Origin of the sequence: Shewanella sp. BJSY2023SW007, assembly GCF_047314525.1 — a bacterium.
In the GTDB taxonomy this organism is placed as follows: domain Bacteria; phylum Pseudomonadota; class Gammaproteobacteria; order Enterobacterales; family Shewanellaceae; genus Shewanella; species Shewanella chilikensis.
This window is the reverse complement of the sequence record NZ_JBKORL010000089.1, coordinates 86,721-112,975: the sequence shown is the minus strand read 5'-3', so window position 1 is coordinate 112,975 and position 26,255 is coordinate 86,721. Positions and strand designations below refer to the sequence as shown.

The following is a 26,255-nucleotide window of genomic DNA, read 5'->3' as shown; positions in this document are numbered from 1 at the left end:
GGGAGCTAAGAGCGAGAATTACAGACGGTAGTTGACGCTCAATATGATCAGGTGAGCCGTGTAGTCATGGCTGTTGTCACCAAAGCTGACCAGGTTCCAGATACCATCCGGGGCGATATCGTTACCTGCGTCGTTGTCCTCGTATTTCTCCATCTTGTAGTCAAGACGCAGCGCCATTTTCTCAGTAGCCTGATACTGGGCATAGAGGTTAACGTTGTGCACTTTGGCATAGTAATCGCCATAGTCGCCTGTGATGCCTTGGCGTACCTGAGTGCTGGAATCCGAGTCAGAGTAGGTGTAATCCAGCCCCAGACGCAGTTTCTTCTCCAGCAGGTTGTCGTAGGCCAAACCGGCCCCTATGACATCTACCTTGTCTTCCACGGTTCCTGTCCAGGTGACAGTGCTGAAGTTGCTGCTGCCGGCCTGATCTGAGTCTATGGTCTGATGGTTGTAGAAGGCACTCAGGCTGAGATCGTCTGTCAGCAAATAGCTGATACTGGCGTCATAGCTGAGGTCTTTGGATTCAGTCAAACCGATAACCGTGTTGTTGTAGTCATCCAGCGCATAGCGGGCACCGAAATCCAGGGTCAGGGTGTCGATAGGGCTGTGAGTCACCCTGGCCTCAACCTGAGTGCGCTTGCGGTCGGCCAGATTGTACTTGCGCAGCAACTTGTTGGACTCGGAAGAGGTCCACTCAGATGTTTCGTACTCTGAGCCATCGCGCTTGCCATAGCTGCCCTTGATCCACATATTCCAGTGTTCAAAGCTGTTGAGACTGAAACGGGCCCAAACGCTGTTCTCGTCGGTGATTTCCCTGTCCTGATAGCTGCGTTCATCACGACGGTAGTCATAACCTGCGTCCAACTTCATGCCGTTGGCAATCCGGTAATCCATGGCCAACTTGGCCTTGTGACTGGTGTTGTCATAAGGGGTGTTGTAGGCCACACGACCACTGACGTTATTGATACTGATCTGAGTCCATTCCTGGATCTGGGTCTGGTTGTCCCTGTCGTAGTAATCATAACTGCCGCTTATCCGCAGATTGCGGGTGGCGCGTTTGACCGCCTTGAGGTTCATCCCGAGGATATCGACTTTACCGTCCAGGGATTCCTGCGGCAATTGATAGCCGTAACCCGAGGTGATAAAGGCCTCATCCTGGGTCATCTGTCCGGCAAACAAACGGCCGCTGACCACGGCGCCTTTCTGGGCAAATTGGCCGCTCAAGGTCACTGTGTGAGACTCGTTATCCGGATCCAGGCTCATATAGCCCGCCCTTTGGGCACCAAAGGTTGGGTTGAAGGCGTTATCGAATCTCAAGGTCTGGATGTCATTCTTGAAGAATGAACCATTGTAGTTGAGTGCGGTAAACCAGTTGTCACCCTTGAGTTTGATCCCGGCCTCAACCGTATCTGTGGTGTAGTCCACAGGTTCGGCCAGCATCATTGACTGGTTGAAGAAGCTGCCGGACGCAGTTTTCAGGCCGGTTTTTTCTTCGCGCATATAGGTGACATAGGTGCTCCACAGCTCTTCACCCTGATATTCAAGGCCCAGGCCCGCGCGCTTGCGCTTGAGCGACAGCTCAAGTGGGCTCAGGCTGTCATACAGCATGGGCATCTCGCTGCTGCCACCGGCTGTCTGCCAGTTAGCCGGCAGTGTCAGGTTGCCGCTGCCGGCTCCCAGATAAGGGCTCATGGCTGAGTCTGTCTTATAGGTGTGGATCTGACGGTAGTTCAGGTTGATGTTGTACTGCCCGAGTTTACCGGCATTGATATCGACCCGGCCGTTTTCCATACCCAGATTATCGGCTTCGATACTGGCTCGATAGCCGTTTTCACCGCGATAGCTCAGGTCTGCGTCCACCTTGCCGGCAAAGTCATCTTCGGCGGCAAAGGCGTTGGCAGAACGGATATCGTCAGAGTCGTTATAGCCGACCCCGGCGCCAATAGTGCCGGATACACCGGTTTCACTGACGCAACCCTTACAGCTCCAGGCCGAAAACTTCACCTTTTCGGTATTGGCGTTGGCCAAGTCATAACCGTCAGCGGCCATCGCCAGGCTGGCAGGAGCCAGCAGAGCCAGGGTGATCAAATTAAGTTTGAATTTCATCTTCCCGCCTCCTTAGCGTTGGAACAACTTGCCGGATGGATGGTTGGAACCATGGACCTGGCTGTGACAGTTCAGGCAGCTGCGACCACCGGTGAAGGCGTTGTCGTTGACCTGAGAACCCATGCCTGTGTTACCCAGATAGGCACGGCTGGCGTGGCCGTCGCTGGCGTGACACTGTTGACATAGTTGCGGCGCTCGGGTCTTCAGCATGCCATCGTTAACACTGCCGTGGGGATTGTGGCAAGTGACACAGTTCTCAGTGACGGGTGCATGCTCCCAGAGTTTTGGGCCGCGCTTCTCCGCATGGCAGCTGTAACAAGTGTCATTGACTGATGCCTTGTTCAGATCGGCATCTGTGGTGCTGCCGTGAGGGTTGTGACAGTCGCTGCACACCATCTGTGCCCACTTCAGCGGGTGGCTGGAACGCTTGTTCATATCAGCCTTTTGCTTGGTGTGACAGCTGGTACAGACTTCCATTTCAGTGTTCTTGGAGAGCACAGGATCCTTGGCGGTATGCACGCTGTGGCAAGAGGCACAGGCAACATCGGCGTTGTCGTGGTGACCACCGTTCCAGGACATACGCTTGTCATCCTGGTGACAGGAGAGACAGACACTGTTCTGCTTGTCGGCTGCCAGGGTTGAACCCTTACCGAAGGTAATCATGGGTTCGTTACCGCCACGGTTGTGTTTGCCCATAGGGCCGTGACAGGCTTCGCATTGTAGTCCGGCCATAGGACTCTTGCTGGAGTCGATGGCACCGTGAACCCCTTTGAACAGGTCCATGACCTTCTCTGACTTCTTGTGGCACATCAGACAGGAGTCGGCGCCCTTGGAAGAGTAGCTGCCTTCGGCAAACTTCTGATCCAAAGTCGCTTCCACTTCTTCCGGGCTCATTTTGGCGTCCCACTTGGAGGCGTGAGCCACCTGGGTGATACCAAAAGATAACACTGCCGTCGCCAGAAGGGCGCTTAGCAGTGTTGGTATATTTTTGCTGATTCTCATATTAGGCATCCTTAATTTGTCCAAACCCTTGAAAGACGGGGGAGGTAACTCCCCCGGCCTGGGCAAATTACATCTTCACCTGAGTGTGATCTGCGGCGGTTGGTTTGTGGCAGTAGAAACAGGTTTCCAGCTGCGCAGCCTGGTTGGCAGGGGTGTAATCACCATCTACCACAGCGCCGTAGGCTTCCAGTTGCTCCTTGGTGTGTACCATGTAGTCACCACCGACAGTGTGACAAGAAGTACAGGTAGCAGTGATAGGCGTGGTGTACTTACCTGCTGAGGTGGCCAGAGCGCCTTTGTTCTTGAAGGCATCAAGATTCAGCTTACTGTGACAGGCTGAACAGTTGCCACCGATCAGGCCGTGAGCCTTTTCAATGTGGGTCTTGTGCAGTTTCATCTCCAAGGCGCCTTTGTTGGCACCGCTGGCGTAAGTCCCATCAGGTGTATGACAGGCCACACAGCCATCAACACCGACGGTGAGCTTGCCGTTTACTTCGCGGCCCAGCTGTTCTGTCATTACAAAGCCTGAGTGGTGGCCTTTGTGCAGTTCGAAGGTGTCACTGTGACAGCCCTGACAGGTAGCGAAGTCCACTGAGTCGATATGACGGTGACTAGGCGCATCACCTGACTTGGTAGCGAAGGCCAGTTGAGCTTTCATACTGGTAGTGGCAACGCCATCGGCACAGGCGATGAGCTCGCTGCCTTGGTTGCACATTTCCAGACCGATAAAGCTGAAGGCAGTATCGGCATCACCGGCACCGAAAGGCAGGTCTTGAACGGTAAATTGCAGCTTGCCGTCAACCAGAGTCACGGCGTCCTGCAGCTGGCCGTCTTTAACCAGATCTTTGGCAACCTTGGCTTTACCGCTTCCAGGGCTGACGTTGTAGCCCATGACAGGGAAGTTAGGGCCCACGTTAGTGATGGTTTCCAGGCGCTTGATCTTGGCCAGCTCCTTGTTGGCATCCAGCGCATTACCGGCTTTATCCAGCAGAGTCACAGTCAGAGTGGCACTGTTGTCGGCATTGCCTGTCATCTCTGCGGCCAGACCGCGCTGAGCGATAACGGCGCGCTTATCAGCGGTTACACCTGTGTGCAGCTCTTCTGTCCACTTGCTGTTGTGACAGGCGATACAGTTGGAGTTGTCGGTTTGTTGGCTGTGGCCTTGGCCTGCAGCAAAGTCGATGTTGCTGTGGCAGCTACCGCAACTTGCAGCAGTAGGCACTTTGGACCAGTTGCCCCAATCGGGCGTCAGCTCGACATTGGTGTCGTTGTGACAGGATTGGCAGCTGTTAAGCGCATCCAGCCCCAGGTCCTTGTGCTTGGCGTGAATAAGGACATTGAACTCTTTTCCTTCACCAACCCGACCAGGAGTGTGGCAAGTGGCACAATAGTTGACGTCAGGATAGCCACCGTTATGTTTGACGTCGGCCAAGTCACCGTGACAGGTATTACAGCTATCAGTACTCACCAGCATGCGGCTGTATGCGGCAGCACCTGAGTCGGCACTGAAGTCGACGAAGGCGTTGCTGTTGGGGATCAGAGTGCCGTCAGGCAGTGGTGTGTTGTAAGCACGCAGCAATACCCGCTGAGCCAGCTCAGGGTTGAAGCTGATGCTATCTTTACTCAGTTCATTGAGTGTCTTGCTGAAGGTGTAGCTGTAGCTACCGTTTTTGTGGTCAACGAAAGTGCCTGCGCAGCTGCTGCTTACAGTGCAGTCTTCGTTGCCGAAATATTGCCACTGAGAGGCGTTACCTGCACCGGTTGCGCCTTCCGGCAGCAACTGAGCGGCGGCGAAGCGGAACTTCTGCAAGCCAACTACCGGCATATCGTCTTCGTTGGTCACGGTAAATTCGACAGTTGGGATACCGTCTTTGACAACGGCCTGCTCAAAGCTGAAATGCAGTGCTTTGATTTCGCCTGCCGGCTCGCCGCCTGGGTTACCTGGATTACCATCGTTGCCATCATCGCCACCACAGCCACCTAAGGCCAGAGTAGCTGCACTGGCTGCCAGCAGCAGTGCGATTCTGGTTTTTTGTGCGTTCATCATCTTGTTCCCTGCAATAGTGGAAGTATCTGGTTTAGGGAGTGGTTGATTTGAGTCAACCAAATTGATTATGTAATTGGCCCTTAACCCGATACCGGAAATAGGATTTCCCCTTGAAAAGGCTAACTCAAGCAGGGCCGAAAAGCTGCATAACTGGTGTTAATGTGTGACTTGGATCTTTCTATTTATAAAGAGGTATTTGAGCTGGTAGGAAAAACTTAATCTCGATCAAAAAAACGCTGTTTTTTAATTCGATTTTAACAATTTGACAGATAAAAAAAGAGAGGCCGAAGCCTCTCTTTAGGGTTAAGTATTAGTGATCGAAACTCCAGTTGGAGTGAGCTTCCAACAGCTGGGAGTCTGTATGACAGGTAGCGCAGGCTTCTTGGCCTTTCTGGGCGTCATAATCACTTGCAGCTACACCGTGGCCTGTACCTATCACACCACCATTGGTCACTATGTGGTTGATAGTGGTTTCACTCAGGCCGTATGGCGGTTGGTGACAGCTGGCGCAGGCGGCAGTCTGTGGTGATACCAGAGTCTGCTCTGTTTCATCTTCGGTCTTGCCGAAGGCAACCGGCGCGGCATCGGCGGCAATTTTCTTCAGTGAGAAGCCGTCTTTACCGTGACAGGTCTGACAGTCTGTCTTCTTGAAGAAGCCATTGCCTGAGCTGTCATACAGGTAGTGCTTGGAGTGCACTATGTATGCCAGGTTAGATGAGCCATTACCCTTCTTGTCGCGGGTGCCGTTATGGCAGGAGGCACAACCGTCGATGTCGTTGGAGAAACGATGCTTGATGGCAGTGGTGTGACACTGCTGACAAGCTGTCATTTCGGCATGTTGAACCCTTGGCGTCTTGTCGACTTTGCTGCCATCCACATTGAAGTAAACTGTGTCAGATGGCACGTAAGGGCCGGAGTTAGGGATAACACCGTCTGCGACTGGCTTACAGTTGGCTACAGCGCCTTTGCCATCGAAGCAGACATGCAGCTGGCTGCTCAGAGCCACTTTGACCTCAGGTGTACCCATGACTTCGGCTACTTTGAAGTCGCCGTCGCTGAAGGTGACATCTATGCTGCCGTCGGCGCCTTCACTGAAGTGGTCGTAACCCACTTTCTGGTAGTTAACCAGGAAGTCGTCTTTAACCACGCCGTTGAAGACGATGGCGCTGGTGAAACCGCCGTGTGAGTATGGGCTGGAGTCAATCTGCGCCAGCGTCACATTGGTGTCGCCGTGCTTGACCGTCATATTGGCCGTGACTGTCTTGCTGGCCTCATCATAGGTCATGCTATTGAAAATGACGCGGGTTTTGGCGGCCTGAGCACTGTCGTTGCTGCTATAGTGGGCGCGTTCGGCACCTCGGGCACCATCAGGATCATTGTGGCAGGAAACACAGTTTTGCTTGTTTTCTAGGATCTGGTTGTTTTCTGCATCCCAGTGCCAGGAAGGCACGGCATATGGGCTGTTGTGACAATTCAGACAGGTTGCGGAATCCTTGTCGGCTTTCCAGGCATCGGCCATGGTTAGAGTTTCACTGGGTTGGTGACAGGTCTGACAGTTGCTGGCTGATTGCGGGAAAATACCGTTGTAGAAGGCATGACTGTGCACTTCGTGTGCCATGCCTTTGATGGAGCCGTCGAATTTGTGGCTACCGATCACTTGGTCATTTTCGTCCTTGTCATCTTTCATGTAGCTGTTGTAGTCGGTGTGACAGAAAGTACAGCTTTCCAGGGTGACGTGTTTGCCACCGTGCATGGCAAGTGCGCCATCATGACCGGGTCTGTGACAGCTTTGACAGGTTTCATCGGCGATAATCGGCTTGGGTTTGGCCTGAGTAGTATCGGAAGAGGGTTGCCAGTAGAAGAAACTGTTGTTAACCAGATTAACGTTGGCCGCATTGGCTGTCTTGATGCCAAGATAAATACCGTTGACCATGTCGGCCTTGTAGTCGTATTTACCCAGAGTATCTATGGCTTTGTTCAGTTTCAGTGTGTAGGTGCCGTCCTGATTGTCGGTCAGACAGTCTTCACAGTTTTTACCCTGGAAGTAGGAAGAGCCAGTGTAGAAGCCATCACCTTTGTCTTTGTTAAAGTAGCTCAGCCAGATTTCTCTCGCTTGGCCTTCTACATCGGTCAGGCCTTCAATCTCATCTTCGCTGCCGACACGGCCGAAGGAGACTGCACCTATGTCAGTGTTTTTCAAACCAAAGACGGCGGCGCCGTTGGCATCAGACAAGCTGAAGTTGATTGTCAGGAAGCCGTTGGTGTCTACAGACGCGGAATTAATCTTGGATTTCAGCGTGTTGACTTTGCTTATAGGTGTGCCGACAGGACCTGGCTTACCTGGTTCGCCATCTGAACCGTCGCTGCCACAACCGGCCAGCATCAGAGACAGCAAACCGGCACCCAACATCGCTTTCGTCGCGGCATTGAAATTAAACCGTTTCATCATGATATTTCCCTGCAAGTGATTTTAATCATCACTAACCAGAGGTTAAATAAGAATAAATCTCATCAACCATGGAAAGTGTGTGGAATTATTTTTCCAAGGCCAAGGCTACCCAAGTGGTGGGGATTAATCAGTCACTTTAGATGGGTTATGTGATTAAGATCCGACTATTTCTTTAGGGGTATACCGCCAGATCAAAAAAAGTTAATCCTGATCAAAAAAACGTGTGTTTTAAAGGCTTTTTTAACGAATTTTGCTGCATAAAAAAGGGAGGCGAAAGCCTCCCTTTGGTAGCAATATTGAGTTTAATTGCCGTGTGCTGTCATCAGCTGAGCCGGGGTGTGACAGGTGGCACAGGCCTCTTTGGCACGATTACGGACATCGGCTTCATCCATGCCATCCAGAATACCGCCGTTGGCCTGAATATGCGATTTGGCTGCATCACTCAGGTACTGCTGGTGGCAGCTCAAACAGGAGCCGGCATCTGAGGATACCCAGATATCCGCGCCGCCATTGCTGATGTCACCATAGCGCCAGACGCGATCCGGTGAGCGACCCAGAGTGATACCTGTGACGCTGCCGGAGGACTCTGCATGACAGGTGGCACAATCGGTTTTCAGCACAGTGCCGGACTTAAGCCCTGCATATTTGAGGAAGTGGCCTTCACGCTCGTGTGCCTTCCAGGCAAAGCTTGAGGGGATTTTGCCGCCGGGATAATCGGCATCATTTCGCAGTGTCTTATCCGGTGTATGGCAGGTTTGGCAGTTGACGCCATTGTCATAGTGATGGATCTCCTTGCCATGACAACTCTGACACTTGGTCGGGTCTATGATGGCGCGGCGGGCCATGGCATCCATACTGCTGTCGACACCATTGTTGCCCCAGACAAAGCGGTAGGGTTCCTGCTGGATAGCCACAGAGCGAACGCCGTCGGTTGCACAGTCTGTCAGTTGAATATCGGCAACACCATAACCGCCGTTATTGAAGCAGGCTTCCAGTGCCGACCAGATTTCAAAGCTCTTGCCATCCGGGTTTGCCGGCATATCAAACGCCGGAGTCAGCGTATAGCTCTTGCTGGTGGCGTCAAAACTGCCTTCACTGAGACGAATACGGCGCTGGCTGTAGGAGGCTTCGTTGTAGGCTGGGTAGTCCTTGTCTACATCCCAGCCCACTATCATACGGCTACTCTGATCGATAAAGCTTTGCTCCATGGCGTTACCGTCTTTGTCCAAAACCTGCACTTTAAAGGTCATCTTGCCGGTGTTGCTGCTGACCTCCAACACCTTGACGCTCAGTTCGGCAGCCAGAGTGAAGGCTTGCATCACATCACCGTGGCGCTTGGCTGCGCTGCCGGTACCGTGATAGGTATTGTCCGTGTTGTGGCAAGCCATACAATCTGTGCTGGAGTGGTGGGACGAAGGTTTTTCCGTGTGACAGGCGACACAGGCGGTATTGCTTTTCTCGGCCTTGAACAAGTCGGCATTGGCCGGGGCGCCACTGCCTTCCTGGTGACAGACGCTACAGTCTGAAGCAGGCTTACGGGGGAAGCCGACCACACCATAGTCGTGGACGCTGCCGCCATAACCGACAATCTTGTATGGTGCCGGCACTTCATTGCCATCGGCATCATAGGTATGCCGTTCTGCGCCGCGGTGAATGGCGTGGATCAGATAGGTGAACTCCACGCTGTTACCCGACTCAGGATCACCAGAGGTCGCAGTATGGCAGGAGGCGCAGTTTTCCAGCGCTATCCGCCGTCCGCCGTGCAGCTCCAGGCTGTCCGGTTGGTGACAGGTGTAACAGGCATCAATGGTGACCACATTGCGGGTCTGAATGCCTTCAGTTTTGCCGCTGGAGGGTTGCCAGTCATAATGGGCATTGGCGGTAATTTGAGGCAGTTTCAGTTCCAGCGTGGCCCTTTGAGTGGCATCGGCATCATAAGCTATGGCCAGCGGCTCTGTGACTTCGGCAATATTGACCTGATAACTATAGCTATAGCTGCCATCGCCATTGTCCACCAGACAGGTCTCGCAGGCGCTGGCGGCTTCGACTCCAGCCTGATACTGAGGCGATGGACTGATGTTGTCCACCCCATTGGGAACTGTTGTAGGCTGTTTAAGGCTATTGATATAGGCTTGCCATTGGAATCCCCAATCGGCTTCTCTGGATTCTTCGCCTTCACCTATGGTTTCGGTTACATGGGTCAGCTGAGCGATACCAAATCTGAGGTCATAGTCTTTGTTCAGACCCAGCACAGCTACGCCATTGGCGTTGGTCAACATAAAGTCAACAGTGACCTTTCCTGCTTCCACTTTGGCGTCGGTAAACTTGACCTTGAGGGTGGGAGTGGCATCGATATTCACTCCGATCACGCCGTCCTTACCGTCTTCGCCATCCTTGCCGTCACTGCCACATGCTATGAGCGTCAGCGACATCAGAGTGGCCAATGCCAGGCGGGTATGCCCTTTAACCAGTCTTGAGCTTTTCATCATTATTTCCCTGCATTGCTTTGATTGCACGACTGAGCCAGTGTTTAAATACCGGCTCTTTCCTGTTATTGCCGCCCTTAAAGGGCGGCTTATTGTTGTTACTGAGCGATAGGATGCACCTTGGTGACATCGGCCAGGCCACCCTGCCCATGACAAGTGGCGCAGCTTTCCGTTCCTGCCTTGGCATCGGCTTCAGCGCCTTGGAACACGGCCCCTTGTTGTGTCATATGGTTGCGGGCACCATCGCTCTGGTGGCAGTTACTGCAGATTGCCGCCGTGGGGCTGGTGAAGCTGCCGTCATTCAGGCTCAAGGGTTGCACCGCCGAGTTGAGCGGGAGCGCCATACTCAACACGCCATTTTCATCTTTGCTGTGGCAGTGAGCACAGTTGCCTATGTTCCCCGGGAATTGCAGCGTCTCGAACCCTTCGTAGCGGGCAGAGTGCAGCGCATGGATCAGCTGTTTGAAGTCGGCACTCGTTGCCGACGGATTGGCAGCGGTGGCATCGGCCTGCATATTGGGGTTGTGGCACAGTTGACACTGACCGGCCAAGTCGTTGCGGGCACCGTGGAAGTTCAATTGCTGATCGCCATGACAGCTGCCACAGGTTTCGTTGCTGACCACCTGGCGCCGCCCGGCCGTGGTGAGGCCCGCCATGTTGAACGACTGATGGCTCGACTTGATAACCAGCACACTGGCGGCGCTGTCACTGCAGTCAACCAGCATGCCTTGGCTGGCACAGACGCGGCCCTGAATCGCCAGGGTGCCTGCATCGGCTTCACTGCCGGCGGGAATGGTCAGTCCATCCAACTGATACTGATAGACTCCATTACTTCCGGACAGCGGCGCCACTTCATGCACTCGAATTGAGCGGGCAGAGCGGGTGGCGTAATCAAAGCTGGTGCCCCAGTTGGCGTAGATCCTGAGATCGCTGACAAACAGCTGTTTGTCGGCGCTGTCGTTATAGGCTGCACCTGTCTGCGGGTTACTCAACTTGAGCGAGAAGCTCAAACTGGTGCCGCTGACACTGGCGTTGGTGACCTCGGCCTTGAATTGCTCTAGGGCCGCCATGTTCTGCTGATTGGCATGGACTTCGCGGGTCCAATCCGGATTGTGGCAAGCGACACAATTACTGTTATCCGCTTGCGCCGGATGACCTTCGCCCTTGACGAAGTCGATATCGTTATGACAACTGCCACAAGACTCCATAGTTGGCACTCGGAACCAGTTGTGCTGTTCGCTGAGGGTTTCATCCTCTTTATGACAGGTCTGACAGTCAGACAAGGGTTTGGGGAATCCGGCCAGATGTTTGGCATGGATCATTTGCGGGAAGATGTTTTCCGGATTGCTGATCCGAGAGGCATTGTGGCAAGTGACACAGGTTTCCACCTGGTTATAGTTACCGCCGTGAAACGCCAGGTCATTGTGACAGCTGTTACAGGTGTCGATGGAGACAATGTTGCGGCTGTAGGCCGGAGCCCCAGAGGGTGGCTGCCAGTCGTAATGGTCATTGGTTACCGGCAATGTGGTGCCATCGGCCAAGGTATCACCACCGAGTTTGATCACCACTCTGTGGGTGGCGCCGGCGATTTCAGCTATTTCATTCATACCGTCGAAAGGGGCACTGAAACTGTAGGAGTAGTTGCCATTTTTATGGTCAACATAGGTGCCAGGGCAGCTGCTGGAGCAGGTCTCGGCGGTGAAATACTGCCATTCACTGCTGTTGCCTGCGCCACTGGTGCCTTCCGGCAACAACTGCGCGGCAATGAAGCGCCCGGAGGGGATACCAACCACAGGCTCGTCATCCTGATTGGTGACCCGGTAATCTACCCGGGTAATGCCCTCTTCGAGAGCCGTTTCCTTGACCTCAATTTTGAGCATACTGATATTCATCGCCGGCTCGCCGCCCGGTTCGCCTGGGGTTCCCGGGTTGCCATCATCACCACCGCAACCTGAGAGAGCCAACATGGCGGTCAGCAGGGGCGCGCCTAGATAAAACAGGGGAGTTTTTGGGGTGTATTCCTTTGACATCGCTCTTCGCCTCTTGCTCTTATAGGGAGTAACTCAGTGTCAGCCCCAGATAGTGGGCGTTATAGTCCTGGCCAAGATCTCCAAAGCTGAGCACGTTGGGGATGCTATCTGGGGTTAATCCCTGATTGAGCCAGTCACTGTCCTGATAGTGTTCAAACATCCAATCCAGCCTCAATGCCATCTTGTCGCTGAAGTGATACTTGGCAAAGGCGTTGAAGGTATGACGGCGTGAATAATAGTCGCCGTAATCCAGTGTGAGCCCCTGGCTGACATCTGTGTCGCTTTCGCCTTTTGAGTATTGCCAGTCGAAGCCCAGATCCAGTTGTTTATCCAGCAACTCGTTATAGTAGATGCCGAACCCGGCGACTGTGCTGCTGTCACTGGCACGGCTGTACCAACCGCTGGGGCCGAAAGAGGCTGAGCCGGTTTGATCTGTATCCTGCCAGTCCTGATTGAGCCAGGCATTGAGGCCAAATTGGGCTGAGAATTGATAGTTGCCACTGAGGCCATAGCCCCAACTGCTGACTTCATCCAGGCCGATAAGCGTCTCATCATAGTCTTGCTTTTTGTGATTTAGCGCCAGGCTGAACGACAGGGCATCGCTGAAGCGGTAATCGTTTTGCAGTCGCAACAGGGTTTGCTTGCGATCCGCCAGCCAATACTGACGCATCCATGGATTATTGGGGCTTTGGCTCAGCTCGGAGGCCTGATAACTGCCGCCACTGCGCTCACTGAGTTCACCTTTGAACCACAACTGCCAATCGCGGCTGGCACGCAGGTTCAGCTTGGCAAACACGCTGGATTGGAACAGGGATTCGCGCGCCAGATCGCTATAGCTGTGGTGTTCATACTCGTAACCTGCGTCAAGAGACAGGGCACGGGTAAAACGGTAGTTAAAGGCGATATCGGCTCTTTGGCGGGTGTGGTCATAGGCCGCGGGTGTAGCACTGCCCTGGTGCCAGCTGTCACTGCTCACTTGTGGCCAGTCTTTAAGTTGTGTCTTGTTTTCCCGGTCGCGATAGTCATAGCCACCGCGAACCGACAAGCCTCTGCTGATGCGGGCGGCATACTTGAGTTTGAGTTCCAGCACGTCGACCTGCATGTCGCCATCGATTGCGGGCAACTGGGGTGAAGGACCATTGATGGTGGCCGGTAACAGCGCCTGATCCTGAGTCATGCGGGTGAATGCCGTGTGCATTAATATTTGATGTCCGGCCTCGGATAACTGCAGATCGGCGCCGACTCTCAATGCCTTGTTGTCCGGATTGTCGGCGAGTTGGCCATTATAGGCGGCCCCGAATGTGGGTAAGAAGGCGTTTTCCCAATAGAGTGCCTGATAGTCGTTACTGTATTGGCTGAGGGTCGAATTGAAGCCGGCCAACCAGCCCTTTCCTTTGAAATAGAGTTTGGCTTCCAGTTCGTCGGTGCTGTCATCCACTCGGGTGGCTAATGCCATGGAGTTGGTTAGAAAGTTGCCGTTGGTTTGGCGAGTACCATCCCTTTGCTCGTGACGGTAATTGAGCCCCGCTTTATAAAAGCTGCCCAGGTAATGGGCATCCAGGGTGAAGCGATCCCGCTTCATTTCCAGTCGCTGGCTTGTCAGGCTGTCATTAAGCCCTGGCATCTGCGAGGTGAGGGCGGCCGCTTGCCAGTTGTCCGGCAACATCAGCCTGTTGTCCTGATTGATATAGGGGCTCATGCCATTGTCCGGGCCGAAGTTGGCCAAGGCGCGATAACCCAGACGGATATCAAATTGGCCGGGTCTTCCCATGCTCAGGCTGGCACTGCCGGTGTCATAGCCCAATTTGTCGGCTTCAATGTGGGTGCGGTAACCCCGCTCACCGTAAAAAACGACATCGCTGCCAAGGTGCCCAGTGGCGCCATCGGCGTCTGTGCCGCTACTATTGGCAAACACCGCATTGCCGCCATCATTGTAGGCCACACCGGCTTCAAGCGTGCCGCGGCTTTCCTGTGGCAACTTGCACTGGCCGCAACTCCACTTGTCTTGCTTGAGCTCGGCGCGATTGGCCTGTTGCAGCGAATAGCCACCGGCCCAGGCCGGTTGCAGTGCACAGGCTATGGTGAGCGTCAGCAGTGACAGCTTCATCTGTGTCTGTTTCTCGATAACCATACTCAGCTCCTTATCGCTGCAAGAGTTTGCCGGATGGATGGTTGGAACCATGCACCTGGGTGTGGCAGTTCAGGCAGGAGTTGCCGGCGTTATAGGCGTTGGGCATCAAGCCGGTTTGCTCATTGGCAGGGAAGTAAGCTCTGGCTGCATGGCCATCGGAGGCATGGCACTGCTGACACAATTGAGGTGGTTTGGCCAGCAACATGGCTTCGTTGACACTGCCATGAGGGTTATGACAGCTGGCGCAGTTGTCTGTAACCGGAGCGTGTTCCCACAGCTTGGGCCCGCGCTTTTCGGCGTGGCAGCTGTAACAGTTTTCGTTGACCGTCATCTGTTTCAGGCTGGCGTCCCCAAGACTGCCGTGAGGATTGTGGCAGTCGCTGCAGACCATCTGCTCTGTGCGTATCGGGTGAGCGGAACGTTTGTGGATGTCGGCACGTTGCTCTGAGTGACAGCTGCTGCAAACGGCGACTTCGGTTTCACGGCTCTGGATGGGGTCATGGCCTGTGTGCACTTGGTGGCAACTGGCACAGGCAACTCCGGCGGTGTCGTGGTGGCTGGCACTCCAGCCAAGACGCTGTTCATCCTGGTGGCAACTGAGGCAAACGCTGTTTTGTTTGTCTGCCGGTATCGGCGAGTCGGCACCGAAGGTGATCATCGGTTCCTTGCCGCCGCGGTTGTGTTTTCCCATAGGACCGTGGCAGGCTTCGCATTGCAGATCGGCCATCGGAGACTGAGAGACGTTGGGATTGCCGTGGACACCATCAAAAAGCGCCATCACCTTCTGGTTCTTTTTGTGACACATCAGGCAGCTGTCAGCCCCTTTGGGAGAGTATTTTCCTTCAGCAAACTTGGCATCCAGGATGGCTTCAACTTCGGCCGGATCCTTGTCGTCCCATGGGGTGGCTTTGGCTGCAAAGGCCAACAAAAACAATAAGGGGAGAGCACAACCCAACCCCCAAAGGCTTGGTTTACTCGAGTTATCCATTTTCATCATTCCATCCTGAGCGCGTTCATTGCCGATTTATAGTTATTGGGCATGCTTCAGTAATTTACTGAATTGCTAATGTTAAAGAATAGAGCAAAAAAATGACAAGGCGATAACTTTTTAATGATGCTTATGAATAAAGAAGGCTGATTTAAAAAAGAAAACAACAAAGTGTGATCTGCGCCACATTTTGTTGTGACACTCTTTAAGCTGAAATTGGGATCTGAAGCAGAAAAATACCGGATTCAGTTTGGGTTATTTGAGCTTAAGCGGTTTATTCCCGAGCGCTTTTGACTCATAATAGCCAACACAATTGAAAACTATTATCGTTACCAGTTGAAAAGCTTGATCCAGATAAAGTTCTTATTTGACGGTTTCAGGTAAAATCGAATCATTACCCGCATGCTTGCATGCTGTTTTCAGTGGTAGAGGCAATGAAGTTAAGTGAATTGAAACCCGGTGATCGCGCCATGATTTCCGAAGTTGGCCATCTGGATCTGCCTGCAGTGGTCAAACGCAAGCTCCTGTCCATGGGGATCACCCCAAATACCCGTTTTTCTTTGATCCGTCGAGCTCCCATGGGATCCGGGTTGGAATTGGACATCCGCGGCAGTAAGTTGTGCATGCGTCAGGATCTGGCACAGATTATAGAGGTGGAAAAGGCCAATGACTAAGCAGTTTCATTGTGTCACTGTCGGCAACCCCAATGCCGGTAAGTCGACATTGTTCAATGCCCTCACAGGTGCCAATCAACAGGTGGGTAACTGGTCCGGGGTGACAGTTGAAAAGAAAACCGGCCACTTTTCGCTTAATGGCGATGATGTCTTTCTCACTGATTTACCCGGCATTTACGATCTTCTTCCCGCCGGTAGCAACTGTGATTGCTCGTTGGATGAGCAGATTGCCCAGCAGTATCTGGCCAGCCAGAAAGTAGATGGCATTATCAACTTGGTGGATGCCACCAATATCGAACGTCACCTGTATCTGACAGTGCAGCTGCGTGAGCTGGGTATTCCCATGGTTGTGGTACTCAATAAAATGGATGCGGCGGTCAAGCGTGGCATTCGGGTCGATACTCAAGCCATGAGTCGAGAATTGGGTTGCCCCGTGATAGGCGTGACTTCAAGAGAAGCCCAAGACGTCGAGCGGGTCAAGGAGCAGGTGATAGCACTGCTGGAAGGGCGGGTTTCAGAATCGCCTTTGATGCTTAAGTATGATGCCACGATTGAAAGCGGTGTCGCTGCCATTATGGGTAGCGACAGTCAATTAAGTCGGGGCCGAGCCTTGGCTATGTTGGCTAATGGTCTGGGTTGTGGTTCCTGTCAAAACAATTTACTCGATGAACAAGTCTCCAGAGTGACAGATCAATTGACACTCGAAGGCAAAGACATAGAGATCATGGTCGCTACCACACGTTTTGACTTTGTCGAGCGCGTTTACAAGGGTTCTGTCAATGCCGACGGTCAACTGACCTTGAGTGACAGACTCGATAAGTTGGTATTGCATCCTGTATTGGGTATTCCGGTATTTTTGCTGGTGATGTACCTGATGTTCATGTTTGCCATCAACGTGGGCAGTGCCTTTATCGACTTCTTCGATATCAGTGCCGGTGCACTGTTTGTTGATCATTTCGGTGCTTTTCTCACCAACATAGGTGCTCCTGCCTGGTTGGTGACTCTGCTGGCCGGTGGTATAGGTCAGGGTATTCAGACGGTATCGACCTTTATTCCGGTTATCGCGGCGCTGTTTTTGGCTTTGTCTGTGTTGGAAGGCTCTGGCTATATGGCCCGTGCGGCCTTTGTTGTTGACGGTTTGATGCGCCGCATCGGCCTGCCCGGCAAGGCCTTTGTGCCCATGATAGTCGGTTTCGGCTGCTCTGTGCCTGCCATCATGGCGACCCGCACACTGGGTAGTGAACGTGAACGTATCGTCACGGGTATGATGGCACCCTTTATGTCCTGCGGTGCCAGATTACCGGTATACGCCTTGTTTGCTGCGGCTTTTTTCCCTGATTCAGGTCAGAACCTGGTGTTCGGTCTCTATCTCATAGGTATTTTGGCTGCGATAGGCACAGGCCTGCTGCTGCGCAAGACCTTGCTGCCCGGTAACAGCAGTGCCGTAGTGATGGAGCTGCCAAGCTATGAAATGCCCAAGCTAAAAGCTGTGGCTTCCCGCACAGGTAAACGTACCAAGAGCTTTATTCTCGGTGCCGGCAAGACCATTGTAGTGGTAGTGACTCTGCTTAACTTTATTAATGCCATAGGGGTCGATGGTAGTTTTGGCCATGAAGACAGTCAGGAGTCTTTGCTCAGTGTCGCCAGTCAGAAGATCACTCCGGTGTTTTCGCCCATGGGGATAGAGGAAGATAACTGGCCGGCCACGGTTGGGATAGTGACAGGGATCTTCGCCAAAGAAGCGGTAGTGGGTACGCTCAATAGCCTGTATAGCACGGCTGATGGCGGTGGTGGCGAGCTTACTCCATTGATGGACAGCTTCTCCGAGGCGCTGGCGACCATTCCGGCCAACCTGTTCGGCATAGTGATGGAAGATCCGCTTAAGCTGTCTGTGGGCCATGTTGAAGATAAAAACCTGGCTGCAGAAGAGCAGGGGGTTGATCAGTCCACATTCGGGGCTCTGCAGGCAGGGTTCAGCGGACAATTGGCTGCCTTCTCCTATCTGCTGTTTATTCTGCTCTACACGCCTTGTGTGGCCGCTATGGGCGCACTGGTGAATGAGTTTGGCAGTCGCTGGGCTACTTTCGCGGCGACCTGGACCTTTGCACTGGCTTACGGTAGTGCCACTGTGGTCTATCAAGGTGCGACTTTTGCCGAGCATCCATTGCAGTCCACCGCCTGGATAAGCTTCTTTGTACTTGCCCTGATTAGTTTCTATATGTGGCTGAAGCGCAAAGGCCGCAAGACCCAGGAGATTATTCCGGGTATCAAGATAGTGACTGAGTAAGGTCGCAGATAAAAAGCAGCCATTTTGGCTGCTTTTTGGATCATGGCGCCGGGTTTGACGAAGCGCGCCGCAGTTTTTATTCTAGAAGGATTGTAACCAGGCATGATCTGTAGGATCATGCCTCTTTTCGTTAGACTGCCATTGTTCGCAAAGAGGAATTTCATGAGTCATGTGGACACCGAAGTACGTCCAAGTAACTTCATTCGCAATATCATAGATGAAGATTTGGCGAGCGGTAAGCACACCAATGTGCACACCCGTTTCCCACCAGAGCCTAATGGCTTCCTGCACATAGGTCATGCCAAATCTATCTGCTTGAATTTCGGTATTGCCAGGGATTATCAGGGCCAGTGCAACCTGCGCTTTGACGATACCAATCCGGAAAAGGAAAATATCGACTATGTGAATTCCATTAAAGCGGACGTGCAATGGCTGGGCTTCCAGTGGGCCGGTGATATCCATTACTCCTCAGACTACTTTGATAACCTCTACGGCTATGCTGTTGAGTTGATCAAAAAAGGTCTGGCTTATGTGTGTTTTCTCAATGGCGAGCAGATGCGCGAGTACCGCGGCACTTTGAAAGAGCCGGGCAAGAACAGCCCTTATCGTGACACCAGCGTTGAAGAAAACCTGGCACTGTTTGAAAAGATGCGCGCCGGTGAGTTTAAAGAAGGTGAGTGTTCACTGCGGGCCAAGATAGACATGGCATCACCTTTCATGTGTATGCGTGACCCGGTAATCTACCGGATCAAATTCGCTCATCACCATCAGACGGGTGATAAGTGGTGCATCTATCCCATGTACGACTTTACCCACTGTATCTCTGATGCGCTGGAAAATATCACTCACAGCCTTTGTACGCTGGAGTTCCAGGATAACCGTCGCCTCTATGACTGGGTGTTGGATAATCTGGATGATTTCAAGATCCCCAACCGTACCCGTCAATATGAGTTTTCACGCCTGAATCTGGAATATACCCTGATGTCCAAGCGTAAACTCAACGAGCTGGTGGTGCGTCAGTTGGTCAATGGCTGGGATGATCCTCGCATGCCGACTATCGCCGGTTTGCGTCGCCGCGGTTATACCCCGGCCTCCATCCGTGAGTTCTGTGATCGCATCGGCGTGACCAAGCAGGATAACCTGGTGGAAGTGGGTATGCTCGAAGCCTGTATTCGCGAAGAGCTCAATGACAACGCCCCGAGAGCCATGGCGGTTATCGACCCGGTTAAGGTGATCATCGAGAACTATCCTGAAGGGCAGTTGGAGCATGTCAGTGCACCGGTGCATCCCAATAAGGAAGAGCTGGGTAATCGTGAGCTGGCCTTTGGCCGTGAGCTTTATATCGATGCGGCCGACTTCCGTGAAGAGGCCAACAAGCACTACAAGCGTTTGGTGATGGGCAAAGAGGTGCGCCTACGCAACGCTTATGTGATCAAAGCCGAGCGTTGTGACAAGGACGCAGACGGTAAGGTCACCACTATTTACTGCAGTTATGACCCAGAGACTCTGGGTAAAAACCCTGCCGATGGCCGCAAGGTCAAGGGCGTGATCCACTGGGTAGAAGCCAGCAGCGCTGTGCCTGCCGAGTTCCGCCTCTATGATCGCTTGTTCGTCGATGCCAATCCTGCCGCGGCAGAAACTGTGGACGAAGTGCTGAACCCGGAATCTTTGGTGGTTAAGCATGGTCTGGTTGAAGCCGGTTTGGTGCAAGCTGAGGCCGAAAAGGCTTATCAGTTTGAGCGTGAAGGTTACTTCTGCGCCGACAGCAAGGACTCAAGCCCAGATAAGTTGGTATTTAACCGCACTGTGGCATTAAGAGATTCATTCGCTTAATGCTTCGGGTATACAGATAGAAAAGGCGCTCATTGAGCGCCTTTTTCATGTCAGCCGCGTTTACTATTGCAGTATTGGGCCGAGTCCCATGCTCCAGAGGATCACACTACCAGCCATCAGAGCGACCAGAAGCACCAAGCCTGCAGTCACCACAGAGCTGGCATAGATAAAGCCTTTTTCTTCGGGAATGTTCATTATGATAGGGACTCCTGTATACAGCAGGTATACCGAGTAGCTAAGCCCTATCAATCCTATCACCATAATAAACCAAAGCTCTGGATAGAGCGCCGCCAGTCCCACCATAAACAGCGGCGTGGCGGTATAGGACGCCAGTTCCAGGCACTGGGTAAAGTCCGGGTGAGCATCAAAGGTTTGACCCATCCAATAGGCCAGATAGGCGAGGGCAAATACGCCGAATACCAGGCTACAGTACATACCGGCACACATAAAGAAGCCGCTTTGAGCCGTTAGAAAAAGAGGTTCGCCGGCACCAGGGTTCCAGCCGATGTGCACAGCGGCGATGTAACTGCAGATAGAAGGGATGAGCGCAATGAGTAGCAGGTGACTGAGACAGCTTTTAAGTGCCTCATGGTTTTGTTCTATGGTTTGCCATTCCTGTTTGGGATGGGTATACAACCCCATTAAGTGATTCAATACCATTATAATTATCCTTATTCCGCTTTGACTTTTGCTCGCCAAACTGCAGACGAGCGTTTTACCGCTCTGAGTCTATTTATTGAACAAAAACGGCGGGGCGTCAAGTTTGTGCTCCGAGAGGCAGTGGGCATAGCATTGGCTTGCTGGTAGACTTGGCGGCCTTGAAAACTCTTGTGGAAGCTTGACCTCAATGCAGCAGTTACTCGCCCCTGTAAAAGAATTCTTGGCCTGTGAAACCCCGGACAGCTGGATAGCGGCTGCCAAAGAGGAGCATAGACTGGCCGAATTGCTGATAGATCACTGTAATTGTGAGCTTAAGGCGGCGCAGACGGCGATGTTTTTGGTACGCAAGTATGCGGTGGACAAACAAAGTGGCGAGCAGTTGCTAACCTGGGCCAGGCCCTACGAAGAGTTTGTTTATCGAAACGACAGGGATATGGCGGCTTTTCTGGCCAGAGAGGTGAAGAAGAACGAGTTGATTGGTGAGTTGACTCCCAGGGCGGGGTTCCCCCATGGCCCTGAACTTATCGCCAAGATGATCCGCCTTATCAAAGAGGAGTTCCACCACTTTGAACAGGTGTTGGAGCTGATGTTGGCGCGCAATATCCCATACAGCAACATCCGCGCCGGCCGTTATGCCAAGGGGATGATGAAGCATGTTCGCACCCATGAGCCTGCTACTCTGATAGATAAACTCATAGTGGGCGCCTTTATCGAGGCCCGCTCCTGTGAACGTTTCGCCAAGCTGGCGCCTTGGCTCGATGATGAGCTTAAACGTTTCTATATTTCACTGCTGCGTTCTGAAGCGCGCCACTATCAGGATTATCTTTCATTGGCCGAGGCGATTGCCGGCGAGGATATCAGCGCCAGAGTGGCTTATTTTGCTGAGGTGGAAGCCGAGCTTATTCTAGCGCCGGATGACGAATTCAGGTTTCACAGCGGCGCGTCGCTTTAAATTACTCGATGTTGAGCCAATACTAGGTCAATGCAGATGCCGACAGGGTCGGCATCTGATGGATTGGAAGGGTTTTATAGGTTATCAGGGCTGGATAGATTTAACGCGAGCCGACCAAGCCAAACAGATAAAATCCGAGTCTACTGGCTTTATTCTATGAAAGGCAGGCTGGTCAGTGCTATGTTATCGGCACTGATGCTTAAGACACTGCCCTGCTCATACCAGTCTCCCACCACCAAGCGCTGCTTATTACCGGCCAATTGATGGATATCCGGTCTATGGGTGTGACCGTGGATCATCAACTCAGCTCCTGTGTCGGCAAACAGTTCTTCCACCGCGCTCGGATCAACATCCATTATTTCAACGCTCTTCAGCTGATTCTGCATCTGGCTGTTTTGCCTGAGCTTGGCGGCAATATTGCTGCGGGTCTTTTTCGGCAGATGCCGGTATATCCAGCGGGGCAATGTCATATTGCGAAACCGGCGAAAACGCTGGTAGGCTTTATCCAGAGTGCAGAGGCTGTCGCCATGCAGCAGCACTGTCTTGTGACCATAGAGATCCAGTCGATACACCTCGGGCAGTAAGGTTATTCCCGCTTTGGCTGCATAGTCTTTCCCCAGCATAAAGTCGCGGTTGCCGTGGATAAAGTACACCGGCAGGCTGCGGCTGACTTCATAGAGCCGCTCGGCCAGCGCCAGGGCAAAGGGCTCGGCCAAATCATCACTGACCCAAACCTCAAACAGATCTCCCAAAATATAGAGTGCATCGACCTGTTCAAGACCGGTATCGAGGAATTGATAGAAGGCGTTGAGGATATCTTGGCGATCGGCACTGAGGTGCAGATCGCCGATAAAGAGAGTGCGCATTCAGAAGTTATCAGTCTGCTATGGTCACTTTCTCGATGATCACAGCTTCCAGAGGCACATCCTGGTGCATGCCGCGGTTGCCCGTGCTCACGCCTTTGATAGCATTGACCACGTCCATACCTTCTACCACTTCACCGAATACACAGTAACCCCAGCCTTGGATGGATTCGTTTTTGAAATCCAGGAAGGTGTTGTCGTTGACATTGATAAAGAACTGCGCGGTGGCGGAATGAGGATCGGAAGTGCGGGCCATGGCTATGGTACCTGTCTTGTTTGACAGACCGTTGTTGGCTTCGTTACGCACAGGGGCATTGGTAGGTTTCTGTGACATCTGCTCGGTAAAGCCGCCACCCTGAACCATAAAACCATCGATAACGCGGTGGAAGATAGTGCCGTCATAGAAGCCTTCCTGGGCATACTTGATAAAGTTGGCCGCGGTCAGAGGGGCTTTTTCACTATCCAGCGCCAGTTTGATGTCGCCGTGGTTGGTGTGCAATGTAATCATGATTGGATCCTCAGGATAAATTTTGTTGGCGGATTCTAACTTATCCGACTCCGGCTATAAAGGGCAGTATTCAAGAGCTTGTGGCAATGCTAAACTGCCAGATTCGTTTTACCCACTAATCCTATATTGTTGAAGAGAAAGTCGATGTTGAAGATATACAACAGTCTGAGCCGCCAAAAAGAGGAATTTAAACCGATTAACCCAGGTAAAGTGGGTATGTATGTGTGTGGTGTCACCATATACGACTTGTGTCATATCGGTCATGGCCGGACCTTTGTTTCCTTTGACATGATAGTGCGCTACCTGCGTTACGCGGGTTACCAGGTTAACTTCCTGCGCAACATCACAGACGTGGATGACAAAATCATCAAGCGCGCCAATGAAAATGGCGAAAGCTGCGATAGCCTCACTGAGCGTCTTATCGGTCAGATGCATCAAGATTTTGATGCTCTGAACATGCTGCGCCCCGATATGGAGCCAAGGGCGACTCTGCATATTGCCGAGATTATCGACATGGTTGAGGCGCTGATCGCCCGTGGTCATGCCTATGTAGCCGATGATGGCGATGTACTTTTCAGCGTTGCTTCTTTCCCTGAATACGGCAAGCTTTCCGGGCAGAACCTGGAGCAGTTGCAGGCCGGTGCCCGGGTCGAAGTGGACGAACACAAGCGCGATCCCATGGACTTTGTGCTGTGGAAGATGTCCAAGCCCGGTGAACCTACCTGGGATTCACCTTGGGGCCCGGGTCGTCCCGGTTGGCACATTGAGTGCTCTGCTATGAACAGCAAACACCTGGGGTTGCATTTCGATATCCATGGCGGTGGCAGCGATCTGCAGTTCCCGCATCATGAAAATGAAATCGCCCAGTCTTGCTGCGCCCACGACACACCTTATGTGAACTACTGGATGCATACCGGCATGGTGATGGTCGACAAAGAGAAGATGTCCAAGTCGCTGGGTAACTTCTTCACCATTCGCGATGTGTTGGCGCATTATGATGCCGAAACCGTACGCTACTTCCTGTTGTCCGGCCACTACCGCAGCCAACTGAACTATTCGGAAGACAACCTCAAGCAGGCCAGAGCCGCGCTTGAGCGAATTTATACTGCGCTTAAAGATCTTGACCTGAGTGTCACTGCTGCGCCTGCCGAAGAGTATGTTGAGCGCTTCAAGGCGGCGATGGATGATGACTTCAACACCCCCGAAGCCTACTCAGTGCTGTTTGAGATGGTGCGTGAAATCAACCGCCTCAAGGGCGTGGATATGGCGGCAGCTTCGGCCCTTGGCGTGTCACTGAAACAACTGGCGGATGTTTTGGGGATTGTCAGCTCAACACCTGAAGCCTTCTTCAAAGGCGAGGGCAGCGACGATGAGGTGGCTGAAATCGAAGCGCTTATTGCCGAGCGTAACCGTGCCCGCGCCGAGAAGGATTGGCCGGCAGCAGATGTTGCCCGTAATAGATTGAATGAGCTGGGGGTGGTGCTGGAAGATGGCCCACAGGGTACCAGCTGGCGCAAGAAGTAACCCTCATCGAAATAATAACGCAAACAAAAACGCCGGCTGTTGAAGTCGGCGTTTTTTTATCGCTTGAAATTGAAAACCAAACTGAGGTTGGCTTCAATCAAGATGCAGCTCGGAAGTTTGCTTTCAGTCGTGATATTGCTCTGCGGCAAACAGGGTGTTTTCCAGCAAGCTGGCTATGGTCATTGGACCCACGCCACCGGGAACCGGGGTGATGTGGCTGGCGCGCTCACAGGCAAGATCAAAGTCAACATCGCCCACTAAACGGCCACTGTCGAGACGGTTAATGCCCACATCTATGACTATGGCGCCTGGTTTGATCCAGCTACCGGGGATAAAGCCGGGTTTGCCGACGGCAACCACCAGAAGATCGGCGCGGCTGACCTTATCCTCGAGATCTTTGGTGAATCTGTGACAAGTGGTGGTGGTGCAGCCTGCCAGTAAGAGCTCCAGAGTCATGGGACGGCCCACAATATTGGAGGCGCCCACCACAACCGCATCCAGACCATAAGTATCGATACCGGTAGACTTGATAAGGGTCATGATCCCCATGGGAGTGCAAGAGCGCAGTACCGGGATCCGTTGGGCCAGACGGCCGACATTATAAGGATGGAAACCGTCGACATCTTTGTCGGGACGGATCCGCTCAATGACCTTGGATTCTTTAATATGTTCCGGCAGCGGCAGCTGCACCAGAATGCCATCAATGGCGGCATCTTCATTGAGTGAATCTATCAGGGCCAGCAGTTCTTCTTCACTGGTGGAATCCGGCAGATCATAGGAGCGGGAGATGAACCCCACTTCTTCACAGGCTTTACGCTTGCTGCCGACATAGACCTGAGAGGCAGGATCAGCACCCACCAGAATAACAGCCAAGCCTGGGATACGTTGTCCCGCTGCTTGACGTGCAGCGACTTTTTGCTTTAGCTGTTGTCTTATGGATTGCGCAATCGCTTTGCCATCTATTAGTTGGGCTGTCATGGGTGTAGGATATCCTTTGTATGGCGCGATGATGTTGAAAACGGCGCCATTTTACCAGTGAGGCTTGGGAGTGTCATGGACAAACCGGGTCCAGAACACAGAATTTCGTTAAAGCAGCACGTAATTTCGCCAAGCAGATAAAGCGCTTAAAAAAATCGTTGACGCTTGTCGGGTGAGGGGCTAAGATGCGCTCCGTTCTCGAGGCGAGCCGGTTGTAACCGCGCTTGGAGAAAATTTTCGGTGATTAGCGCAGCCTGGTAGCGCATCTGCTTTGGGAGCAGAGGGTCAGAGGTTCGAATCCTCTATCACCGACCAGATTTCAAGGGCAGTGTGGATAGCATTGTCAGTACCGCTTAGGATGCAAATTGAATTTGCAGGTCCTGCGCCCGTAGCTCAGTTGGATAGAGCATCCGCCTTCTAAGCGGATGGTCGCAGGTTCGAATCCTGCCGGGCGTACCACTTTCGGTGGTGATTGTAGCTCAGTTGGTAGAGCCCTGGATTGTGATTCCAGTTGTCGTGGGTTCGAGCCCCATCAGTCACCCCACTCTTTATTAAAAAAAGCGACCTTAGGTCGCTTTTTTTATGCCCTTTTCTGTGGCATTGAGGCTCGACTCCACTAAGAACGGTCGATATAATGCTGCGTCTTGATAACAATCAACAATGTGCGACCGGTGCCGGAATTCACTTCTGATGGGCATTTAAGTCAAGTTAAAGATCAAGAAACGAATACCTGAATA

General features: G+C 52.7%; 17 protein-coding genes and 3 tRNA genes. 8 read left to right on the top strand and 12 right to left on the bottom strand.

Annotated features, from left to right (window positions below; translation table 11 throughout):
- Nucleotides 1-18: 18 nt before the first annotated feature.
- From ACMHXE_RS15065 to ACMHXE_RS15030, 8 genes are all read right to left on the bottom strand, one after another.
- Nucleotides 19-2,106 (bottom strand): MtrB/PioB family decaheme-associated outer membrane protein, encoded by a 2,088-nt coding sequence (locus ACMHXE_RS15065; RefSeq protein WP_413732706.1) that lies wholly within the window; start codon nt 2,104-2,106, stop codon nt 19-21.
- Nucleotides 2,107-2,118: 12 nt separating this feature from the next.
- Nucleotides 2,119-3,117, bottom strand: a complete 999-nt coding sequence (locus ACMHXE_RS15060; RefSeq protein ID WP_406818632.1) for a DmsE family decaheme c-type cytochrome — start codon at nt 3,115-3,117, stop codon at nt 2,119-2,121.
- A 58-nt stretch (nt 3,118-3,175) separates the two neighbouring features.
- Nucleotides 3,176-5,155, bottom strand: a complete 1,980-nt coding sequence (locus ACMHXE_RS15055) for an OmcA/MtrC family decaheme c-type cytochrome (RefSeq protein ID WP_335922901.1) — start codon at nt 5,153-5,155, stop codon at nt 3,176-3,178.
- 310 nt (nt 5,156-5,465) lie between these two features.
- Nucleotides 5,466-7,604: an OmcA/MtrC family decaheme c-type cytochrome gene (locus ACMHXE_RS15050; RefSeq protein ID WP_412486822.1), complete on the bottom strand. Its 2,139-nt coding sequence runs from the start codon at nt 7,602-7,604 to the stop codon at nt 5,466-5,468.
- 302 nt (nt 7,605-7,906) lie between these two features.
- Entirely contained in the window at nt 7,907-10,093 is a 2,187-nt protein-coding gene (locus ACMHXE_RS15045; RefSeq protein ID WP_413732703.1) for an OmcA/MtrC family decaheme c-type cytochrome, read from the bottom strand.
- A gap of 95 nt (nt 10,094-10,188) precedes the next feature.
- Entirely contained in the window at nt 10,189-12,120 is a 1,932-nt protein-coding gene (locus ACMHXE_RS15040; RefSeq protein ID WP_413732702.1) for an OmcA/MtrC family decaheme c-type cytochrome, read from the bottom strand.
- A 19-nt stretch (nt 12,121-12,139) separates the two neighbouring features.
- On the bottom strand, nt 12,140-14,251 hold the full coding sequence (locus tag ACMHXE_RS15035; RefSeq protein ID WP_234555191.1) for an MtrB/PioB family decaheme-associated outer membrane protein: 2,112 nt from the start codon (nt 14,249-14,251) through the stop codon (nt 12,140-12,142).
- Between the two features lie 10 nt (nt 14,252-14,261).
- Complete coding sequence (locus tag ACMHXE_RS15030; protein WP_101053344.1) at nt 14,262-15,245, bottom strand: DmsE family decaheme c-type cytochrome; 984 nt, start codon at nt 15,243-15,245, stop codon at nt 14,262-14,264.
- 428 nt (nt 15,246-15,673) lie between these two features.
- Between ACMHXE_RS15030 and ACMHXE_RS15025 the strand changes: the two genes are divergently transcribed.
- The 3 genes from ACMHXE_RS15025 to glnS all read left to right on the top strand — a co-directional run bounded on the left by ACMHXE_RS15025 (nt 15,674) and on the right by glnS (nt 20,033).
- Nucleotides 15,674-15,913, top strand: coding sequence for a FeoA family protein (locus ACMHXE_RS15025; protein WP_039033911.1), 240 nt, complete (start codon nt 15,674-15,676; stop codon nt 15,911-15,913).
- The gene (gene feoB / locus ACMHXE_RS15020; protein WP_234555179.1) at nt 15,906-18,200 is read left to right on the top strand and encodes a Fe(2+) transporter permease subunit FeoB; all 2,295 of its coding nucleotides are present in this window, start codon (nt 15,906-15,908) and stop codon (nt 18,198-18,200) included. The genes ACMHXE_RS15025 and feoB overlap by 8 nt, the downstream gene beginning before the upstream one ends.
- A gap of 162 nt (nt 18,201-18,362) precedes the next feature.
- Nucleotides 18,363-20,033, top strand: a complete 1,671-nt coding sequence (gene glnS / locus ACMHXE_RS15015) for a glutamine--tRNA ligase (RefSeq protein ID WP_208149297.1) — start codon at nt 18,363-18,365, stop codon at nt 20,031-20,033.
- A gap of 63 nt (nt 20,034-20,096) precedes the next feature.
- On the opposite strand, the gene ACMHXE_RS15010 is transcribed toward glnS, so the two are convergent.
- Nucleotides 20,097-20,693: a Yip1 family protein gene (locus ACMHXE_RS15010; protein ID WP_039033881.1), complete on the bottom strand. Its 597-nt coding sequence runs from the start codon at nt 20,691-20,693 to the stop codon at nt 20,097-20,099.
- A gap of 187 nt (nt 20,694-20,880) precedes the next feature.
- Between ACMHXE_RS15010 and miaE the strand changes: the two genes are divergently transcribed.
- Complete coding sequence (miaE, locus tag ACMHXE_RS15005; RefSeq protein WP_165565289.1) at nt 20,881-21,645, top strand: tRNA isopentenyl-2-thiomethyl-A-37 hydroxylase MiaE; 765 nt, start codon at nt 20,881-20,883, stop codon at nt 21,643-21,645.
- A 149-nt stretch (nt 21,646-21,794) separates the two neighbouring features.
- Here miaE and ACMHXE_RS15000 read toward each other — a convergent pair whose 3' ends face one another.
- Together ACMHXE_RS15000 and ACMHXE_RS14995 are read right to left on the bottom strand one after the other, a co-directional pair.
- A complete protein-coding gene (locus ACMHXE_RS15000) occupies nt 21,795-22,511 on the bottom strand; it encodes a UDP-2,3-diacylglucosamine diphosphatase (RefSeq protein WP_413732699.1) in 717 nt (238 codons plus the stop codon).
- Between the two features lie 10 nt (nt 22,512-22,521).
- On the bottom strand, nt 22,522-23,016 hold the full coding sequence (locus ACMHXE_RS14995; RefSeq protein ID WP_039033884.1) for a peptidylprolyl isomerase: 495 nt from the start codon (nt 23,014-23,016) through the stop codon (nt 22,522-22,524).
- Between the two features lie 144 nt (nt 23,017-23,160).
- Between ACMHXE_RS14995 and cysS the strand changes: the two genes are divergently transcribed.
- Entirely contained in the window at nt 23,161-24,540 is a 1,380-nt protein-coding gene (gene cysS / locus ACMHXE_RS14990) for a cysteine--tRNA ligase (RefSeq protein ID WP_165565287.1), read from the top strand.
- A gap of 123 nt (nt 24,541-24,663) precedes the next feature.
- Here cysS and folD read toward each other — a convergent pair whose 3' ends face one another.
- On the bottom strand, nt 24,664-25,518 hold the full coding sequence (gene folD, locus ACMHXE_RS14985; RefSeq protein ID WP_129978938.1) for a bifunctional methylenetetrahydrofolate dehydrogenase/methenyltetrahydrofolate cyclohydrolase FolD: 855 nt from the start codon (nt 25,516-25,518) through the stop codon (nt 24,664-24,666).
- A gap of 238 nt (nt 25,519-25,756) precedes the next feature.
- Here folD and ACMHXE_RS14980 point away from each other — a divergent pair.
- The 3 genes from ACMHXE_RS14980 (at nt 25,757) to ACMHXE_RS14970 (ending at nt 26,062) form a co-directional block, all read left to right on the top strand.
- Nucleotides 25,757-25,833: transfer RNA gene (locus tag ACMHXE_RS14980), tRNA-Pro, on the top strand.
- 67 nt (nt 25,834-25,900) lie between these two features.
- Nucleotides 25,901-25,977: transfer RNA gene (locus tag ACMHXE_RS14975), tRNA-Arg, on the top strand.
- Between the two features lie 9 nt (nt 25,978-25,986).
- Nucleotides 25,987-26,062 (top strand) — tRNA-His (locus ACMHXE_RS14970).
- The last annotated feature ends 193 nt before the right edge of the window (nt 26,063-26,255 follow it).

Excerpts from the sequence above, each read along its gene's own strand:
- ACMHXE_RS15065 (WP_413732706.1), bottom strand. The coding sequence starts at position 2,106 with ATGAAATTCAAACTTAATTTGATCACCCTGGCTCTGCTGGCTCCTGCC.
- ACMHXE_RS15060 (WP_406818632.1), bottom strand. The coding sequence starts at position 3,117 with ATGCCTAATATGAGAATCAGCAAAAATATACCAACACTGCTAAGCGCC.
- ACMHXE_RS15055 (WP_335922901.1), bottom strand. The coding sequence starts at position 5,155 with ATGATGAACGCACAAAAAACCAGAATCGCACTGCTGCTGGCAGCCAGT.
- ACMHXE_RS15050 (WP_412486822.1), bottom strand. The coding sequence starts at position 7,604 with ATGATGAAACGGTTTAATTTCAATGCCGCGACGAAAGCGATGTTGGGT.
- ACMHXE_RS15045 (WP_413732703.1), bottom strand. The coding sequence starts at position 10,093 with ATGATGAAAAGCTCAAGACTGGTTAAAGGGCATACCCGCCTGGCATTG.
- ACMHXE_RS15040 (WP_413732702.1), bottom strand. The coding sequence starts at position 12,120 with ATGTCAAAGGAATACACCCCAAAAACTCCCCTGTTTTATCTAGGCGCG.
- ACMHXE_RS15035 (WP_234555191.1), bottom strand. The coding sequence starts at position 14,251 with ATGGTTATCGAGAAACAGACACAGATGAAGCTGTCACTGCTGACGCTC.
- ACMHXE_RS15030 (WP_101053344.1), bottom strand. The coding sequence starts at position 15,245 with ATGAAAATGGATAACTCGAGTAAACCAAGCCTTTGGGGGTTGGGTTGT.
- ACMHXE_RS15025 (WP_039033911.1), top strand. The coding sequence starts at position 15,674 with ATGAAGTTAAGTGAATTGAAACCCGGTGATCGCGCCATGATTTCCGAA.
- feoB (WP_234555179.1), top strand. The coding sequence starts at position 15,906 with ATGACTAAGCAGTTTCATTGTGTCACTGTCGGCAACCCCAATGCCGGT.
- glnS (WP_208149297.1), top strand. The coding sequence starts at position 18,363 with ATGAGTCATGTGGACACCGAAGTACGTCCAAGTAACTTCATTCGCAAT.
- ACMHXE_RS15010 (WP_039033881.1), bottom strand. The coding sequence starts at position 20,693 with ATGGTATTGAATCACTTAATGGGGTTGTATACCCATCCCAAACAGGAA.
- miaE (WP_165565289.1), top strand. The coding sequence starts at position 20,881 with ATGCAGCAGTTACTCGCCCCTGTAAAAGAATTCTTGGCCTGTGAAACC.
- ACMHXE_RS15000 (WP_413732699.1), bottom strand. The coding sequence starts at position 22,511 with ATGCGCACTCTCTTTATCGGCGATCTGCACCTCAGTGCCGATCGCCAA.
- ACMHXE_RS14995 (WP_039033884.1), bottom strand. The coding sequence starts at position 23,016 with ATGATTACATTGCACACCAACCACGGCGACATCAAACTGGCGCTGGAT.
- cysS (WP_165565287.1), top strand. The coding sequence starts at position 23,161 with ATGTTGAAGATATACAACAGTCTGAGCCGCCAAAAAGAGGAATTTAAA.
- folD (WP_129978938.1), bottom strand. The coding sequence starts at position 25,518 with ATGACAGCCCAACTAATAGATGGCAAAGCGATTGCGCAATCCATAAGA.